Genomic DNA, 14,372 nt, shown 5'->3' on the forward strand with positions numbered 1-14,372 from the left:
TCACAACGACTGGTTCAGAAAGCTAATCAACGGCTGAAGGCTGGCGTAAGCCGCCAGCATGTGGGCGGGTAATTCGGCTTTCGTGAGCAGCTTGTCAGGTAGGGGAGAGGAGGCTGTAAAGCTTTTCAGTTTTAGGAATTCAATGGCTGGGTTGTCGGGTAAATAGCCTTTGGGTGGGCGCGACAGGGCCTCCTCACGGCTTAGGCCGCCAAACTGTTTCTGGAAGGTCGCTTCGTTGACGATGGCTTCAAAATGGGGTAGGTTGTAGTCTATTTCCTGCCTGACCGTAGCCAGCAACGGGGGTTCAGGCATATAGAGACCACCCGCCACAAAAGCCCCGCCCGGCTCCAGATGAAGGTAGTACCCCGCCGAGTTGAGCGCCTTGCCCCCGATGTTAAACCACGCCCCAAAATGGTTTTTGTAGGGTGCTTTGTCTTTCGAAAAGCGCACGTCGCGGTTGATGCGGAAGATGCATTTCTTCGCCTCCAGTGGTGTTTCGGCAATGGCCGGGTCTAGCTGACTTAAGCCGGTAATCAACTCGCCAACCAGGCCAACAAAATCAGCCTTAGCGGCATCATACGCCGCCCGGTTTTCATCGAACCAGGGTTTGTTATTATTGGCTTTCAGGTTGCGCAGGAAGGCAATCGTGGCAGGTTTAAGCATGAGTTAGAACGTGTTTGTTTCGCCGATAGCTTTGCGGGTGCAGCGCATGATTGCGTCCTGCAAATCGGCCCCACCCGACGTTAGCGGGTCAATGTGCTGCACCAATGCGGCCCGAAGTTCGTACAATTCCGACTGAGATGCGTCCTCGGAAGCACGTACCAGAGCCAGTTTCATCAACTCAACTTGTTTATTCTGCTTCGGGTTGAAGACGCCGTTCAGTTCCGAGCATTGATGGCACGTACCGGTCTTGCTCACTAGCGCACAACGGTCTGCAAAAATACCGATCATCGTTTGCCGGGCATCGCGGAGCAGGTGTTTCACGAAGCTCTCCGTCCGGTCCAGAATCTGGCTGATCTCCACAACGCTGAAACCGTATACGTCTTTTAGCAATAAGGCCACCTGGTGCTCAATGGGCAATGTTTTTCCGGTGCAGGTAAAGCAGAAATCAATATGTTCGCGGATATCGTAGTCTCCCTGAGGCGAATGGGCATGCACGGCAAAGAAGGCGTCGCGGGTGTAAAGGTTCGCCATTGAGTAGGCCTTGCTAACGTCCTGCGCGTCGGTACGCCACCGGGGCCGGGTACGCAGGAAATCGTAGGCAAGGTTCGTCGCAATCTGGAACACCCATGTCTTCAGCGACGACCCACCCGCGAATGTGCCTAGCTTGTCGAACGCCCGCACGAAGGTGTCGTGCGTGAGGTCGTCGGTGTCGTTACGGTCGACCAAAAGGCGGTATAAATACGACTTAAGGTGCGGCTGAAACTGCGCGAATAGCTGCTGAAAGGCCACGATATCGCCGTTTAGGGCTTGTTTGAGAATTGGCTCTAACGAATTCATGGAGGTTGATTATAGTTGGGAATTGACTAATACGAGTTGTCCGGTACGTTGCCCGCTTTCCAGTCGTTCGTGAGCTGTGCGGGCCTTGACGAGGGGTAGTCGGTCGGCGATGAGCGGCTGTAGCTGCCGGGTCTGTACCAGGCTAAACAGGTGCGTAAGGTCGTCGGCAAAGCGTTGCGGATGGTTGCGTCGGCTGTCGATAATCCCAAAAAAGACGGCTTTGCGCCCACCGGGTAGGCTGTTCCAATAACGTAAGGTGAGCATCCAAAGGCCAAAATTTAGTCCGAATCGAAGAAATTGAAACGGGGTGCGGCCGAGAATCGATTGGGCAATCTGCTGCGTTCCGAAGGTAACGAGCTTACCCATAGGAGCTAGCAATTGCCATGAACGGCGAAAATTAGGGAGGCTCACCGCGTCAAAAACGGCATCGAACCCTTGGCCCGCCGCTCGCCTTAACTGCTCGTCATAGTCGGTGGCGTGGTAGTTGATGCCAGTGGCCCCGTACTGACGAATGGTAGGCAGGTGCCGGGCCGACGCCGTGGCGACCATCTCGATGCCCAGGTGTTGTCCCATTTGAAGCAACATCGACCCAACGGCCCCAGCCCCACCATGCACCAACATTCGTTGCCCCCGTTGCCCTGCCGCCACGTGTACAAGCATCTGGTAGGCTGTCATACCGGCCACCACACAGCAAACCGCCTCGGCGGCATCCAGAGCTGCCGGAACGGGCCACAGTGAATCGGCCCGGCAACAGACGTAGGTAGCGTGGCCGCCCACCTGCGGCATGGCCGCTACGCGCTGCCCCGGTTGCCACTGTGTAACGCCATCGCCAACAGCATCGATCCAACCGACCAAATCGTAACCCAGCGCGAAAGGCGGCGTGGGTTGCACCAACGGATAAATGCCTTTCCGAATGAGCATATCCGTTGCCGATACACATGTAGCTTCGACCCGAATCCGAACTTCGTTAGGTGCGGGTGTAGGCACGGGTATTTCGTCAATCCTTATCGTGCATGGCCCGCCATAGGCTACTACGCTGACTTGTTGATTCATGATGTAGTGTATGGGTTAACCAATGATTCGGTTGTCTTTGGCAATGGCTCCGGCGTAGAGCAGGGCTGCGCCTGCGTAGCCCATGTCACGCATCGCGCTGATGACACCCATGAAATCGCCCGCCACGGCTTTGGGTACGTGCATCGTAGCGATGAACACAATCATCATTAGGGCTAGTAGCAACGCCGCGAGCTTGTCGAACCTCTCAATCAGGATGCTGACGGCGAAGCAAAGTTGCCCGATGCCGGTGAGGTACACCCAAAACAACGGAGCGGGAAAAAACGTGGGTACTTGCTGGACTGTAAAGGTGGGGCCGGTGATGTGTAGCAGCCCGCCCATGATGAAGGTGAGGGCGAAGAGCTTTTGGCCCGTTTTCGCGTAGGTGTTCATTGGCTAGATGATCCGGGGTTTGTGCCGAACCAATCCTTAGACGAACAACGTGGGTAAGATGATCGGGAAAGCGAGGCAAGTGCTATTACCCTATTTTACCAACCGTTCTCCCATTCCTCCCTTCCTCCGTTCTCCCTCTTTTTTCGTACCTTTGCGGCCGAATTCAGCCACAATCAACGCGAATGCTATCAGTATCTAATGTCTCGCTTCGCTACGGCAAGCGGGTTCTCTTTGACGACGTCAACATAAAATTTAACCCCGGCAACTGCTACGGTGTGATCGGTGCCAACGGGGCGGGAAAATCAACGTTTCTGAAAATCCTTTCGGGCGAGATCGAGCCACAGACGGGCAACGTCAGCATGGGTCCCAATGAGCGGATGTCGGTGCTGAACCAGAACCAGTTTGCCTACGACGAATTCCCCGTTCTCCAGACCGTTATCATGGGCAACAAACGCCTGTATGAGATCATGCAGGAGAAAGACGAGATCTACGCCAAAGCCGACTTCTCCGATGCCGACGGGGAGCGGGTGGCTGAACTCGAATCGGAATTTGCCGAGATGAACGGCTGGGATGCCGAGTCTGATGCCGCCTCGCTGCTGTCGGGCCTGGGTATCCGCGAAGACCTCCACTACACGCAGATGGCCGACCTCAACGCGTCGGAAAAAGTGCGTGTGCTGTTGGCACAGGCCCTTTTTGGCAATCCCGACATCCTGCTGCTCGACGAACCAACCAACAACCTCGACGTGGAATCGGCGATTTGGCTGGAAGGTTTTCTGGCCAATTTCAAGAACACCGTGATCGTGGTTTCCCACGACCGTCACTTCCTCGATCAGGTCTGTACGCACATTGTCGACATCGACTTCTCGAAGGTAAAGCAGTATGCGGGTAACTACACATTCTGGTACGAGTCGAGCCAATTGGCGCTCCGTCAGCGGCAGGATCAGAACAAAAAGACCGAAGACAAGCGTAAGGAATTGGAAGAGTTTATACGTCGCTTCTCGGCCAACGCCTCCAAGTCGAAGCAGGCCACGAGCCGCCAGAAACTACTGGAAAAACTCACGATTGACGATATCGCCTATTCGTCGCGGAAATACCCCTACATCCAGTTCAAGCCCGAGCGTGAACCTGGCGATCAGATTCTGACCGTTGAAAACCTGAGCTACACCGGCGAAGACGGCCAAAAGCTGTTCAGCAACGTGTCGTTCAGCATGAACCGCACCGACAAGATTTTTCTATATAGTCGTGATAGTCTGGCCGTTACAGCTCTGCTCGACGTGCTGTCGGGTACGAAACAGGCCGATTCAGGTACGTTCAAATGGGGCGTCACCATCACCAGTGCTTATTTCCCCAATGATACGGGCCGTGATGCATTCTTTGAAGGCAACGACCAGAACCTGGTGGATTGGCTGCGGCAGTTTTCGGCAGAAAAAGACGAAAGTTTTATCCGGGGCTTTCTGGGTCGTATGCTGTTTTCGGGCGAAGAGTCGCTGAAAAAAGCTACGGTGCTGTCGGGGGGTGAAAAAGTGCGGTGTATGCTCTCGCGGATGATGCTGTCGGGTGCTAACGCCCTGATGCTCGACGAACCCACCAACCACCTCGATCTGGAGTCTATCGAAGCCGAAAACCGGGGTTTGATTGATTTTAAAGGCCCGGTGCTGTTCTCCTCACATGACCATCAGTTTGTAGAGACCATTGCCAACCGCATCATCGAGTTGTCGCCCAACGGCATCCTCGACAAGCTGATGACCTACGACGAGTTCATCACCGACGAACGCGTAAAACAACAACGCGAAGAATTATATTTAAAAGCAGTATAAAACGAGTTGGTGGTTTGTAGTTGGCTGACGCACGCTCTCGCGTCAGCCAACTACAAACCACCAACTACGAACCACAAACAGAAAACTCTCTTTCCATGAAAGCTGAAATGCGTACCAATAAGGGTACAATGACCATTGAATTTTTTGAAAAAGATGCGCCGCAAACGGTAGCTAACTTCGTGAAGCTGGCCAAGTCGGGCTACTACGATGGGGTGAAGTTTCACCGCGTCATTCCCAACTTCATGATTCAGGGCGGCGACCCCACCGGCACCGGCTCAGGTGGCCCCGGCTACAATATTCCCGACGAACTGACCGGCGACAATCAGTATCACGACCGGGGTGTGCTGAGCATGGCTAACACGGGTCGGCCCAATTCGGGTGGTTCGCAATTCTTTATCTGCCACAACCGGCAGGGCACGGCCCACCTCGACCGGAAGCATACTGTGTTTGGCAAGGTGGTTGATGGCCTCGACGTGATCGACCAGGTTCAGCAGGGCGACAAGATCGAGTCGATTGCCATTACCGAAGAAGCCGCTGCTTAATAAGCTTATGCTTCACGTAAAATGCCCCGCCAGCCGCTGGTGGGGCATTTTTTTGTTACTTGCCCCAAAGTTGGCCAACCCAGCTTGTAGCCTATGGAAACGTCGCACATGGCCTGGTATAGCCAGACCATCAAGCAGTACCTGACCCGGCAGGAAGTAGACGATATCATGCGGAGGTCTAATTGGCGGGCCGCTGCCGAACTGGTTACCACCTGGGGCTGGATCGCCGCTGCCTTTGCGCTGGCGGGCTTTTTCCCCAACCCGTTCACCATCCTGATTGCCCTGCTAGTGCTGGGCGGCAAGCAACTGGCCTGCGCCATTATCATGCACGACTGTTCGCACAATGCCTACTTTACCTCGGCCCGCTGGAATATGCTGGCAGGCAACTGGCTGGGCAGTTATCCCATCATTCAGAACGTGGAGCAATACCGGCCCTACCACCTGCAACACCACAAATTTGCGGGCCTCCACGACGACCCGGACCTGAGCCTGACCAAAGGCTATCCCACCACGGTACTCAGTATGGTCCGGAAATTTAGCCGTGATTTGCTCGGTGCCACGGGCTTAAAAGGGCAGTTAGCCGTACTTACCATGCACGCGGGCTATCTATCGTATTCGCTGGGTGGGGCGGCGCAATGGCTGCAAAAAAGGTCGCTTTCGTCGCACCTGCGGCAGGGCTGGCAAAACCTGCGCGGCCCGGTTGCGGCCAACCTTATTCTGTTTGGTATACTGTGGGCCTCTGGCGCGGGCTGGCTCTACCTGCTCTGGATTGGTGCCCTGTTGACGACCTACAACGTGTCGCTACGCGTACGGTCAATGGCCGAACATAGTGTGGTCGAGGAGCAGGAAAACCCTCACAAGAACACCCGGACCACCTACGCCAATTTTCTGGAGCGGCTACTATTTGCCCCGCACCATGTGAACTACCACGCCGAGCACCACCTGATGATGGCTGCCCCGCCCTACAATTACCCCAAACTCCACCGACTGCTGCTATCGCGTGGTTATTTCAACGAGGGCGTTCTGGAAACAGGCTACTGGCAGATTATCAGGAAAGCAATTAAGTAGTCATTGGTCATTGCGTACTGACTACTGACCAATAACCACAACCCGATCAGCCACACCAGCGGGGGCTTGTACAACGCCATTTTTTACGGCAACGCGCTGGAGGCTTTTGCCCGTTTTGGCATCGATCCATTCGGCGGTGTAGGTGCCTTTGGGCAAGTTCAGAGTCAGGTCGTAGGGCTTCGTGGCCAGAGTCTCGCAATAGATAGCCCAGCGGGTTTTGCCGTTGCTCATGGCCCAGGTCTGGGTGCCGGGCGCTGCTTTAACAATTCGTTCGTCGGGCGATAACTGACTTACGTTGAGTGATTTAAGTAGGTTAGCTAACACCTTGAACTGCGCCCGCAGGGCTGGTCCACCACCACCCGGCGACGTACTAACGCTGTCGGTACCGGTTTCTGAACCCACGGCATAGCTGTAGTCGAGCTGATTGAACAGGCCACCACCACTAAACAAAAACCGCCACGCCTGCCGCCGGTAGGTCGAGTCGGCCTGACCGGCAAAGCCCGTTTCGTTGAAGCCAATGACCTTGTTTAGGTAGCTGTTTTCGCGGACGGCGTCGGGCGAGGCGTAGTGGAACGTGAAGATCGACACGTTGGGATCGGGGTTGGTAATGGGGTAGTGGAAGTTGCTGATATCTTGCGAGATCAGGTGCTTCACGGGCAGTTGTTTTTCTTCGTCGGTGATCCAGCTTGCCACCTGCCGTTGCCAGTCGTTTGAGCGTTGCGACACCACTTGCAGCGTGGTGCGCCAGTCGGTGGCGGGGCCGTAGGCGTTATGCATCCGAACTACGTCTGACTGGTCGGCCCAGGGTTCATTCTGAATTTCGAAGTAGAGATTGCCAAACCCATTTACCCGACGAACAATCTCGCGGACATAGCGTTCCTGATGGCCCAATATGTTGCCATTCTGGAGCGTATTTACCGTCGTTGCTTTCACCGAATCGGTGCTGTTGACGTTGTTTTTGGGGTTAAAGGCGCTGTAATTCCAGCCGCCGCCGTAGTGGGCCGAGAAAAGATTGACTTCCACGATGATGCCGTTACGTTGGGCTTCGGCCAAAAAATCGTTGAGGCGTGTGAAATAGGCTTCATCCCAGCTGGTGAGGTCGAACTTGTTGCCGCCCAGTGCGTAACCAGAGTCATTGCTGCGTTGCCAGGGCAAAACCAGTCTACCAACTACCGGGGCCAGGGTGTTTTTCCGAATGCCAAAATCACCGAGCTTCTCCACGTAGGCCCCGGTAAAGAGGCGCGTGGTGTTCAGGCCGTCGGCAGTGGTGGCTTGCAGGTATTTTTTAAAATCGAAGTCGAGGTTGACAACCGAACCATAGTGTTCGCCGGAACCAATCAAAACCACAGGCTGCCCATTATAGGCCAGGTAGTGCGGGTTTGGGGCATAGAGCCGAAGCATATTGGCGGGCTGGGCGAACAGCGAGGTGGCAAGGCCAACGATGGCGAACAACAGCAGCAGTCTTGACAACATAGGTCGGGAGCTTAGAAAGCCCAATGTAGTGGTGCCGCTGCGAAAAATACAAAAAGAAAGAGTCGGATCACTGACCCGACTCTTTGCTGACTATTCCTAAACCCTTAACCTTTTCTACTTGAAAAACTAACTTAAACTCGTTCTTGTTCCAATAACCCAATTGATTGGGTAGATTTTTTCAGTTACTCATTCTCAGGCAGTTGCGCCTGATCTTGACTCACTGTCCAGAAGTACGAAATCGTACGAACTGTGTTATTTACCTGACCTGCCCATTGGACGGCTTCGGCTTGCTTTTGTCTCGCCAGTTGGCCAGAAACTTCCGACGATGCTTTCACAAACTCGGCCCGGTCAGCGGCTGACAAACGCAGCACATCAATCGGATTTTGGTTATACATCGACACGACATTCATGTATGTCTGCCAGGCCGACGTACGGCTGAAGCGGTTGGCGCGTTGCTCGATAAAGTGAGCGAATTGCTTTTCCGATCCATTAATCAACAGGGCACCCGCTGACTTGGTGGCAGCCGGGCTATCATCAGTGATGGTGGTAGCCGCGTTTGCCGTGGTCGTTAACACTAATCCAAGAATCAACGACGCAAAGATAACACGCGATTTCATTGTTTTGTTCTATTTGGTATTCAGTAATAGAACAGGGCCACACCTCGATAAGTTTATATTTATCAGCGCATATATAGTGTCACTTCAAAATTTTATGTTGATTTTTTAGGCATATTTACGGATTTAAACCGATTTATGGGGCTATTTTTTCAATTGGAACAGAATATTATTTGGGTTAGTGTAGGCCATATATACGAATTGTACTTTTTCGTGTTTATTGAAAGTTCTTTAAAAAAGTCAATTATTGGTTAAAATTATTCATGGCCTGTTGTATGCCCATAGTGCAAAATGCCAGTGCTGCATCGCCGGCCCGGTCCAGTACCTCAGGTAAAATGGCTAATTCGTCGTCTGGAAACTGACCGAGTACGAAATCGATCTGCCTTCCCCGCGAAAAGGCATTGCCAATGCCAAACCGCAGGCGAGCGTATTGTTGCGTGCCCAACACCTCGTCTATATTACGTAACCCGTTGTGCCCGCCAGCCGAACCTTTGGGTTTCATGCGCAGCTTGCCAAAGTCAATATCCTTGTCGTCAGAGATGACAAGGATATTTTCGACCGGGATGTTTTCCTGCTTCATATAATACGAAACAGCCCGGCCACTGAGGTTCATGAAGGTTGTGGGCTTGATAAAAAATAACTGCCTGCCCTTGTGCGACCACGCCGCCGTATAAGCTAGCCGGTTCATGATGAAGCTGAAACCGTGTTGTGCGGCCAGCCGGTCGAGCACCATAAAACCCGCATTGTGGCGAGTGAGGGCATATTCAGGACCAATGTTGCCCAGCCCAACGATCAAAAATTTCATGAATAGACGAATCGAATGGGTGCAAATTTGGGGAATTCGACGGCTTGTTCAGAGAAAATACGCGTAGAATCCTACTTTTAGCGCATGAATCAGAAACGCCTTATCCTAGCCAGTCCATTGCTCGAGATCGTGATTAGTCGACTAAGTCAGGAGTTGATCGAAAACCACACCGATTTTTCCGATTCGGTAGTTTTGGGCCTGCAACCCCGTGGTATCTACTTCGCCGAGCGCGTAGTGAACGAACTGAACCGAACGCTGGCGGGGCGTTACCCAGGCCGTACGGTGCCGTTGGGCTATCTAGATGCCACGTTTTACCGTGACGATTTCCGCCGCCGCGATGCACCCCTGCGGCCCAACACCACCCATGTGCCTTTTTTACTGGAAGACAAGCGCGTGATCCTCATCGACGACGTGATGGCTACGGGCCGGATGGTGCGCGCTGCGCTCGATGCGATGTCAGCGTTTGGACGGCCCCGGAAGGTGGAGCTACTAGTGCTGATTGACAGACAATTCAATCGCGACCTGCCCATCAAGCCCGACTATGTGGGGCAGCGCGTACAGACACTCGATACCCAGCGCGTACTAGTGGAATGGACCGAGCAAGGTGCCGAAACCGACCGCGTCTGGCTGATTGATAAGGAGTGAGTCTAAAGTCTAATGTCTAAAGTTGCTTCGCCAGTTACTGTACTGCGCGAAGCAACTTTAGACATTAGACCTTAAACTTATCTGCCCCTTAAGCGATTTCGATTTGCTTCACTTCGGGTTGTTTTTCTTCAACCTTGGGCAGTGATACGGTCAGGATACCGGCTTCGTAGGTGGCTGTGATGGCGTTGGCATCGACGTTTTTGGGCAGACGGAAGCTGCGTTCAAAGGCCTCAAAGCCAAACTCTTTCCGCACATAACCTTCATTGGTGGTTTCGTTGGCTTGCTCGTTTTTGAGCGTCAGCGTCAGCACGTTCTGGGTTACGTTCAGGGCGAATTGCTCTTTCTGGGCACCCGGAGCGGCTACTTCCAGCACATAATTGGTATCTGTTTCTTTCACATTTACGGCTGGACCGGTGGTGGCAGGTTTGCGGTAATTTACCACATAAGGGCGGCTGGCCAATGAGGGGCCAAAGAAGGTGTCGAATAAGGCAGGCATGGTGTTAATTCGTGCTAAGGTGTTCATTGCTGTTTGTTGTTTAGCTGCTCAGTAGCAGGTTGTACTGCCTATAGTACAAATCTATTGCCAGATCATTATTGCTGACAAGATGACCTATTTTTTGGCTATTTATTCTAAAAACCTGCCATTAAGTCTGATTCGAGCCCATAGTGTGTGTTTCATTATGTCAGTATTCGTATGCTTAGTGCTTATAAACTGGTTAGGAGTTGGTCAAGCCAATCCCGAATAGTAATTTTATGGTCCACCCACCTCCGAATTCTTGCATTTAACCCCAATTGTAACCATGTATCGACTTTACGCTTTATTGCTGGTCGTTGCCCTCGCCAGCTTCTGTCCCCACCAACTGAACGCGCAACAAACGGCGGTTGATTATTTCGAGAGCGGCGTGACCAAAAGCCGTACCGGCGATTTTACGGGGGCACTCCAGGCATTCAGCATGGCTATCACCATGAACCCCGATAATGGCCCCAGCTATTATAACCGGGGGCTGGCCAAAGCGAACCTGAAAGACCACCGCGGTGCTATTCTGGACTATGACCGAGCTATTGAACTCAATCCCAAAGATGCCCTGGCGTTTCTGAGCCGGGGGGTAAGCAAAAGCAAGCAGGATGACCACCGGTCGGCTCTACTCGACTACGGGCGGGCCATTGAACTTAGCCCCGACGATGCCCAGGCGTATTATAACCGGGGCGCCAGCCGCAGCCGCCTGGAGCAGTATCGGGGTGCGTTGCAGGATTTCAGTCGCACGCTGGAACTGGAACCTAACAATCAGGCGGCGCTCTATGCGCGGGGTATTACCAAACAGAAACTGGAAGAGTTTTCGAGCAGCCTGGTCGATTTCTCTAAGTTGATTGAACTAAATCCCAAGCGTGCGCAGGCCTATGCCTCACGCGGTGCCTCACGGGTGGAGCTAAACGATTTCACAGGGGCCATTGCCGATCTCAACAAGGCCATTGAATTAAACCCCGAAGACACCGAGTCGTACCTGAACCGGGGGTTTGCCAAGGGTAAAACAGAAGACTTTAAAGGGGCCAACGTTGACTTCGACCGGGCCATTGGCTTAGACAAAAACAGCCATCGCGGCTACTACGGCCGGGGCTTTTGTCGGAGCAAACTGGGCGACCAGAAAGGGGCCGTACAGGATTTTAATCAGGCTATTGAGCTGAACAACACCAACACCGACACGAAGGTGTTTTTCAACGGCCGCCTGAACCGTGGCGCATTGGACAATCTCCGTTCGGTGGTGCAGGAGCGGAACAAAATGAACGAACTGTCGAACGAGCGGTCGGAGGCATTTTTCAGTCTGGCCGTGAGTCGCAACAAGCAAGGCGATGCCAAACTGGCCATTGCTGATCTGAACAAAGCCATTGAACTGAACCCCACCTACGCCGAGGCCTACTTTACGCGGGGCATGATCAAATCGGCGCAGAACGACCAAAAAGGAGCCTTGCTCGATTGTAGCAGTGCCATTAAACTTAACCCACGGTACGCCGAAGCGTATTATATTCGGGGCATAATCCGACACAGCCTGGGTGACGAAAACGGCGGTTGCCTGGACCTCTCAAAGGCCGGCGAACTGGGCTATACCCCCGCCTACAAAGTCATCAGCGACTACTGCAACTAAACGCACACCTGTTCCCTCCCGGCATGACCCATATTCTTGTTGTTGACGACGAACCCGACGTTCGCCCGCTGTTTGAGCAGCGTTTCCGGCGTGAAATCCGGGGTGGTACCATCCACCTGACCTTTGCTTCGTCGGGCGAGGAGGCGCTGACTATTTTCACCGAACGGCCACAGGAGGCAGTGCTGATTTTGTCGGACATCAACATGCCAGGTATGAGCGGGCTGGAATTGCTGCGGCACATCAGGAGCGTAACGCCAAAACGCCCGCCGGTGGTGATGATGATTACGGCCTACGGCGATGAAGACAGCCACAAACAGGCCATGGACCTGGGGGCCGATGATTTTCTGACCAAGCCGCTTGACTTCACTGATTTGAAAGTAAAGCTGGCTAGTTTGCCGGTCTGATAACACCATAGCATTTGACCGAAAAAGGCCTCCTGTAGATACGGGAGGCCTTTTTAATTACGACAGTAATAAGAAGTAGGCGTTTTATTGAATCGCGGCTTGCCGGAGCTTGCGTAGCGTGACTACGTCGGCTGAGATCGTGTTGGTTTCCATGTCGGCCAGCCTCAACTGATTAGCCATAGCCTCCAGGCGTTCAAAAGTGAATTTCTCAGGTTGTTTCTGGCCCAGCGCTGCTTTGAGTTCAGCAATTCCTGTCAACACAGTGCGTTCTTGGGCTTCAGCTTCAGGAATCAGCGTGGTGAGCCACCCACCGAGCACAGGACGGGGAATATCGTTCTGGAGTAAGGGGAGTGCCTTTGCCAGCGTGGCGAAGTCCTGCGAATGGGCCTCGATCATGTGTTCTGTAAAATACAGAATCTGCTTGTGGTGGTTGCTGGCCAGGATGCCGTACCTGTTCAGCAAAATGCGCGGATAGAGTTGTTTAAAAACTACTAGAATGGGCGCGTTGGCATGGACCGTGAGATATTTTTTGTACAAAACCGTGGCTTCTTCTGCCGAAATCAGCGGCGGTACATTCGGTTGGGGAACCGGTATAGGATAATCTTCGGCTACCTGGCGATGCAGGCGATGCAATTCTTTGCGGCAACTAAGGGTGTTCATGCCTGGACAAAGCGCGGCAGCGCTCAGCCTGACTTCCACAAAAGACCGGTGGTGCGAAATGCCCAGATCCGCGTCCGTAAACAATGAAGGTGTCTCTGAGTCCGCTACGCTTAGCGATTTATCCGACTCGGTCTGGCAGGCAACACTTATAAACAGCAGGGTTGTTAAGAGGAAGAGTTTCTTCATGGGATTTCGTTATGAAAAGGCCACAACTTTCTGGATGCTTTCGACACTGAAATTCCACACGCACCGACGACAAAAGCAGCTTTTATGCAGGCAATAATTTAACGCGAAATACAGATTACCAATCCGCCAACGTGTTAAATGCCAACTACTTATCGCTAACGAGACTAACACGGCACAAAAGTAACACGCCGTCGGCTAATAAGCTGCTTCAAAAATTATCCATAATTCACGTTAACTCACACACGATCAGCTTGCCGGAGCTTGCGCAAGGCAGTCAGATCGGCAGTGATAGACGAATGTTCGAGGTGCTCCAGGAGAAATGTTAGGCTGATGGCGAGGCTTTTACGTTCCTTGTCGTCACTTCTCGCCTTAGCTTTCAGGTGCGCAATACGCCGTTGCAGTGCCGCAATAGTTTGCTGTTGGTTGGCTTGCTGAGCTTCGGCTTCCCGGATGGTCACAGCCAGCCATTGGTTATACTGGTCAGCGGGAACATCTGCTTTTAGCGAGGGAAGCGCTTTTGCCAGCGTGGCAAAATCCTGCGCGTGGGCCTCCAGCATGTGTTCCGTGAAATACCGGATCAACGCGTGGTCCTGACTGGCCAGCACGCCATATTTGTTTAGCAAAATACGCGGGTAGAGTTGCTTGAAGACAAACAGTTTAGGGTCACCTGCATTGTCGGCCATGTACTTTTTGTAACGGGCTACGGCCTCACTAGCTGGCATAGGAGCAGGCACGTTTGGCTGGGGAATAGGTATGGGGTAATCCTGCACAACCTGGCGTTGCAACTGAATAAGCCGGTTGCGACAGGTAAACGACGTGTCGCCCGGGCAAAGGCCTTCGCTACTAAGGGCTACGTCGGCCAGTGCGGTATGGCTATTGTCAATGAAATGATCCGCATCGAGCCGGTCAACGTCGGTCAGTGTGGCCATAGGCGGTAGTAACCGGACGGGCGCAGGCCTTGAGCGGTATTGATTATAAATGGATACTACGCCAAAGACGATAATGCAAAGGGATAGATAGTACGATTGTTTCATCTGCTGAAGGGATAAACAGAATACGACACTCCTCAAAGAT

General features: G+C 53.0%; 16 protein-coding genes. 6 read left to right on the top strand and 10 right to left on the bottom strand.

Features of this window, described 5'->3' with window-relative positions:
* The 4 genes from J2I48_RS05500 to J2I48_RS05515 are packed head-to-tail and all read right to left on the bottom strand — an operon-like array spanning window position 1 to window position 2,943.
* Entirely contained in the window at window positions 1-663 is a 663-nt protein-coding gene (locus J2I48_RS05500; RefSeq protein WP_207334402.1) for a DUF2461 domain-containing protein, read from the bottom strand.
* A 3-nt stretch (window positions 664-666) separates the two neighbouring features.
* On the bottom strand, window positions 667-1,500 hold the full coding sequence (locus J2I48_RS05505) for an RNA polymerase sigma factor (RefSeq protein WP_207334403.1): 834 nt from the start codon (window positions 1,498-1,500) through the stop codon (window positions 667-669).
* A 9-nt stretch (window positions 1,501-1,509) separates the two neighbouring features.
* A complete protein-coding gene (locus J2I48_RS05510) occupies window positions 1,510-2,553 on the bottom strand; it encodes a medium chain dehydrogenase/reductase family protein (RefSeq protein WP_207334404.1) in 1,044 nt (347 codons plus the stop codon).
* 15 nt (window positions 2,554-2,568) lie between these two features.
* Window positions 2,569-2,943: a DoxX family membrane protein gene (locus J2I48_RS05515; RefSeq protein WP_207334405.1), complete on the bottom strand. Its 375-nt coding sequence runs from the start codon at window positions 2,941-2,943 to the stop codon at window positions 2,569-2,571.
* A gap of 182 nt (window positions 2,944-3,125) precedes the next feature.
* Here J2I48_RS05515 and J2I48_RS05520 point away from each other — a divergent pair, with 182 nt between their 5' ends.
* The 3 genes from J2I48_RS05520 (at window position 3,126) to J2I48_RS05530 (ending at window position 6,370) form a co-directional block, all read left to right on the top strand.
* Window positions 3,126-4,760: an ABC-F family ATP-binding cassette domain-containing protein gene (locus J2I48_RS05520; protein WP_207334406.1), complete on the top strand. Its 1,635-nt coding sequence runs from the start codon at window positions 3,126-3,128 to the stop codon at window positions 4,758-4,760.
* Between the two features lie 95 nt (window positions 4,761-4,855).
* Window positions 4,856-5,302 (top strand): peptidylprolyl isomerase, encoded by a 447-nt coding sequence (locus tag J2I48_RS05525; protein WP_229375827.1) that lies wholly within the window; start codon window positions 4,856-4,858, stop codon window positions 5,300-5,302.
* Between the two features lie 93 nt (window positions 5,303-5,395).
* Entirely contained in the window at window positions 5,396-6,370 is a 975-nt protein-coding gene (locus J2I48_RS05530) for a fatty acid desaturase family protein (protein ID WP_207334407.1), read from the top strand.
* Between the two features lie 21 nt (window positions 6,371-6,391).
* On the opposite strand, the gene J2I48_RS05535 is transcribed toward J2I48_RS05530, so the two are convergent.
* The 3 genes from J2I48_RS05535 to pth form a co-directional block, all read right to left on the bottom strand.
* On the bottom strand, window positions 6,392-7,843 hold the full coding sequence (locus J2I48_RS05535) for a cellulase family glycosylhydrolase (RefSeq protein ID WP_207334408.1): 1,452 nt from the start codon (window positions 7,841-7,843) through the stop codon (window positions 6,392-6,394).
* Between the two features lie 182 nt (window positions 7,844-8,025).
* Complete coding sequence (locus J2I48_RS05540) at window positions 8,026-8,460, bottom strand: hypothetical protein (RefSeq protein ID WP_207334409.1); 435 nt, start codon at window positions 8,458-8,460, stop codon at window positions 8,026-8,028.
* Window positions 8,461-8,701: 241 nt separating this feature from the next.
* The gene (pth, locus tag J2I48_RS05545) at window positions 8,702-9,262 is read right to left on the bottom strand and encodes an aminoacyl-tRNA hydrolase (protein ID WP_207334410.1); all 561 of its coding nucleotides are present in this window, start codon (window positions 9,260-9,262) and stop codon (window positions 8,702-8,704) included.
* An 84-nt stretch (window positions 9,263-9,346) separates the two neighbouring features.
* Here pth and pyrR point away from each other — a divergent pair, with 84 nt between their 5' ends.
* The gene (gene pyrR / locus J2I48_RS05550) at window positions 9,347-9,907 is read left to right on the top strand and encodes a bifunctional pyr operon transcriptional regulator/uracil phosphoribosyltransferase PyrR (protein ID WP_207334411.1); all 561 of its coding nucleotides are present in this window, start codon (window positions 9,347-9,349) and stop codon (window positions 9,905-9,907) included.
* Window positions 9,908-9,995: 88 nt separating this feature from the next.
* Here pyrR and J2I48_RS05555 read toward each other — a convergent pair whose 3' ends face one another.
* Complete coding sequence (locus J2I48_RS05555; protein WP_207334412.1) at window positions 9,996-10,430, bottom strand: Hsp20/alpha crystallin family protein; 435 nt, start codon at window positions 10,428-10,430, stop codon at window positions 9,996-9,998.
* 277 nt (window positions 10,431-10,707) lie between these two features.
* On the opposite strand from J2I48_RS05555, the gene J2I48_RS05560 reads away from it, so the two are divergent.
* Together J2I48_RS05560 and J2I48_RS05565 are read left to right on the top strand one after the other, a co-directional pair.
* Complete coding sequence (locus tag J2I48_RS05560) at window positions 10,708-12,048, top strand: tetratricopeptide repeat protein (protein WP_207334413.1); 1,341 nt, start codon at window positions 10,708-10,710, stop codon at window positions 12,046-12,048.
* A 23-nt stretch (window positions 12,049-12,071) separates the two neighbouring features.
* Window positions 12,072-12,452, top strand: coding sequence for a response regulator (locus tag J2I48_RS05565; RefSeq protein WP_207334414.1), 381 nt, complete (start codon window positions 12,072-12,074; stop codon window positions 12,450-12,452).
* A gap of 84 nt (window positions 12,453-12,536) precedes the next feature.
* Here the strand turns inward: J2I48_RS05565 and J2I48_RS05570 are convergent, their stop codons facing one another.
* Both J2I48_RS05570 and J2I48_RS05575 read right to left on the bottom strand, forming a co-directional pair.
* Window positions 12,537-13,298: a hypothetical protein gene (locus J2I48_RS05570; RefSeq protein WP_207334415.1), complete on the bottom strand. Its 762-nt coding sequence runs from the start codon at window positions 13,296-13,298 to the stop codon at window positions 12,537-12,539.
* A gap of 236 nt (window positions 13,299-13,534) precedes the next feature.
* Window positions 13,535-14,332, bottom strand: a complete 798-nt coding sequence (locus tag J2I48_RS05575; protein ID WP_207334416.1) for a hypothetical protein — start codon at window positions 14,330-14,332, stop codon at window positions 13,535-13,537.
* Window positions 14,333-14,372 lie beyond the last annotated feature (40 nt).

Source organism: Fibrella aquatilis (assembly GCF_017353255.1).
GTDB classification, from domain to species: Bacteria; Bacteroidota; Bacteroidia; order Cytophagales; family Spirosomataceae; genus Fibrella; species Fibrella aquatilis.

Bases quoted from the DNA above. Each gene is read 5' to 3' on its own strand.
- J2I48_RS05510 (WP_207334404.1), bottom strand. From the start codon at position 2,553: ATGAATCAACAAGTCAGCGTAGTAGCCTATGGCGGGCCATGCACGATA.
- J2I48_RS05505 (WP_207334403.1), bottom strand. From the start codon at position 1,500: ATGAATTCGTTAGAGCCAATTCTCAAACAAGCCCTAAACGGCGATATC.
- J2I48_RS05500 (WP_207334402.1), bottom strand. From the start codon at position 663: ATGCTTAAACCTGCCACGATTGCCTTCCTGCGCAACCTGAAAGCCAAT.
- pth (WP_207334410.1), bottom strand. From the start codon at position 9,262: ATGAAATTTTTGATCGTTGGGCTGGGCAACATTGGTCCTGAATATGCC.
- J2I48_RS05575 (WP_207334416.1), bottom strand. From the start codon at position 14,332: ATGAAACAATCGTACTATCTATCCCTTTGCATTATCGTCTTTGGCGTA.
- J2I48_RS05530 (WP_207334407.1), top strand. From the start codon at position 5,396: ATGGAAACGTCGCACATGGCCTGGTATAGCCAGACCATCAAGCAGTAC.
- J2I48_RS05515 (WP_207334405.1), bottom strand. From the start codon at position 2,943: ATGAACACCTACGCGAAAACGGGCCAAAAGCTCTTCGCCCTCACCTTC.
- pyrR (WP_207334411.1), top strand. From the start codon at position 9,347: ATGAATCAGAAACGCCTTATCCTAGCCAGTCCATTGCTCGAGATCGTG.
- J2I48_RS05540 (WP_207334409.1), bottom strand. From the start codon at position 8,460: ATGAAATCGCGTGTTATCTTTGCGTCGTTGATTCTTGGATTAGTGTTA.
- J2I48_RS05525 (WP_229375827.1), top strand. From the start codon at position 4,856: ATGAAAGCTGAAATGCGTACCAATAAGGGTACAATGACCATTGAATTT.
- J2I48_RS05520 (WP_207334406.1), top strand. From the start codon at position 3,126: ATGCTATCAGTATCTAATGTCTCGCTTCGCTACGGCAAGCGGGTTCTC.
- J2I48_RS05565 (WP_207334414.1), top strand. From the start codon at position 12,072: ATGACCCATATTCTTGTTGTTGACGACGAACCCGACGTTCGCCCGCTG.
- J2I48_RS05560 (WP_207334413.1), top strand. From the start codon at position 10,708: ATGTATCGACTTTACGCTTTATTGCTGGTCGTTGCCCTCGCCAGCTTC.
- J2I48_RS05535 (WP_207334408.1), bottom strand. From the start codon at position 7,843: ATGTTGTCAAGACTGCTGCTGTTGTTCGCCATCGTTGGCCTTGCCACC.
- J2I48_RS05570 (WP_207334415.1), bottom strand. From the start codon at position 13,298: ATGAAGAAACTCTTCCTCTTAACAACCCTGCTGTTTATAAGTGTTGCC.
- J2I48_RS05555 (WP_207334412.1), bottom strand. From the start codon at position 10,430: ATGAACACCTTAGCACGAATTAACACCATGCCTGCCTTATTCGACACC.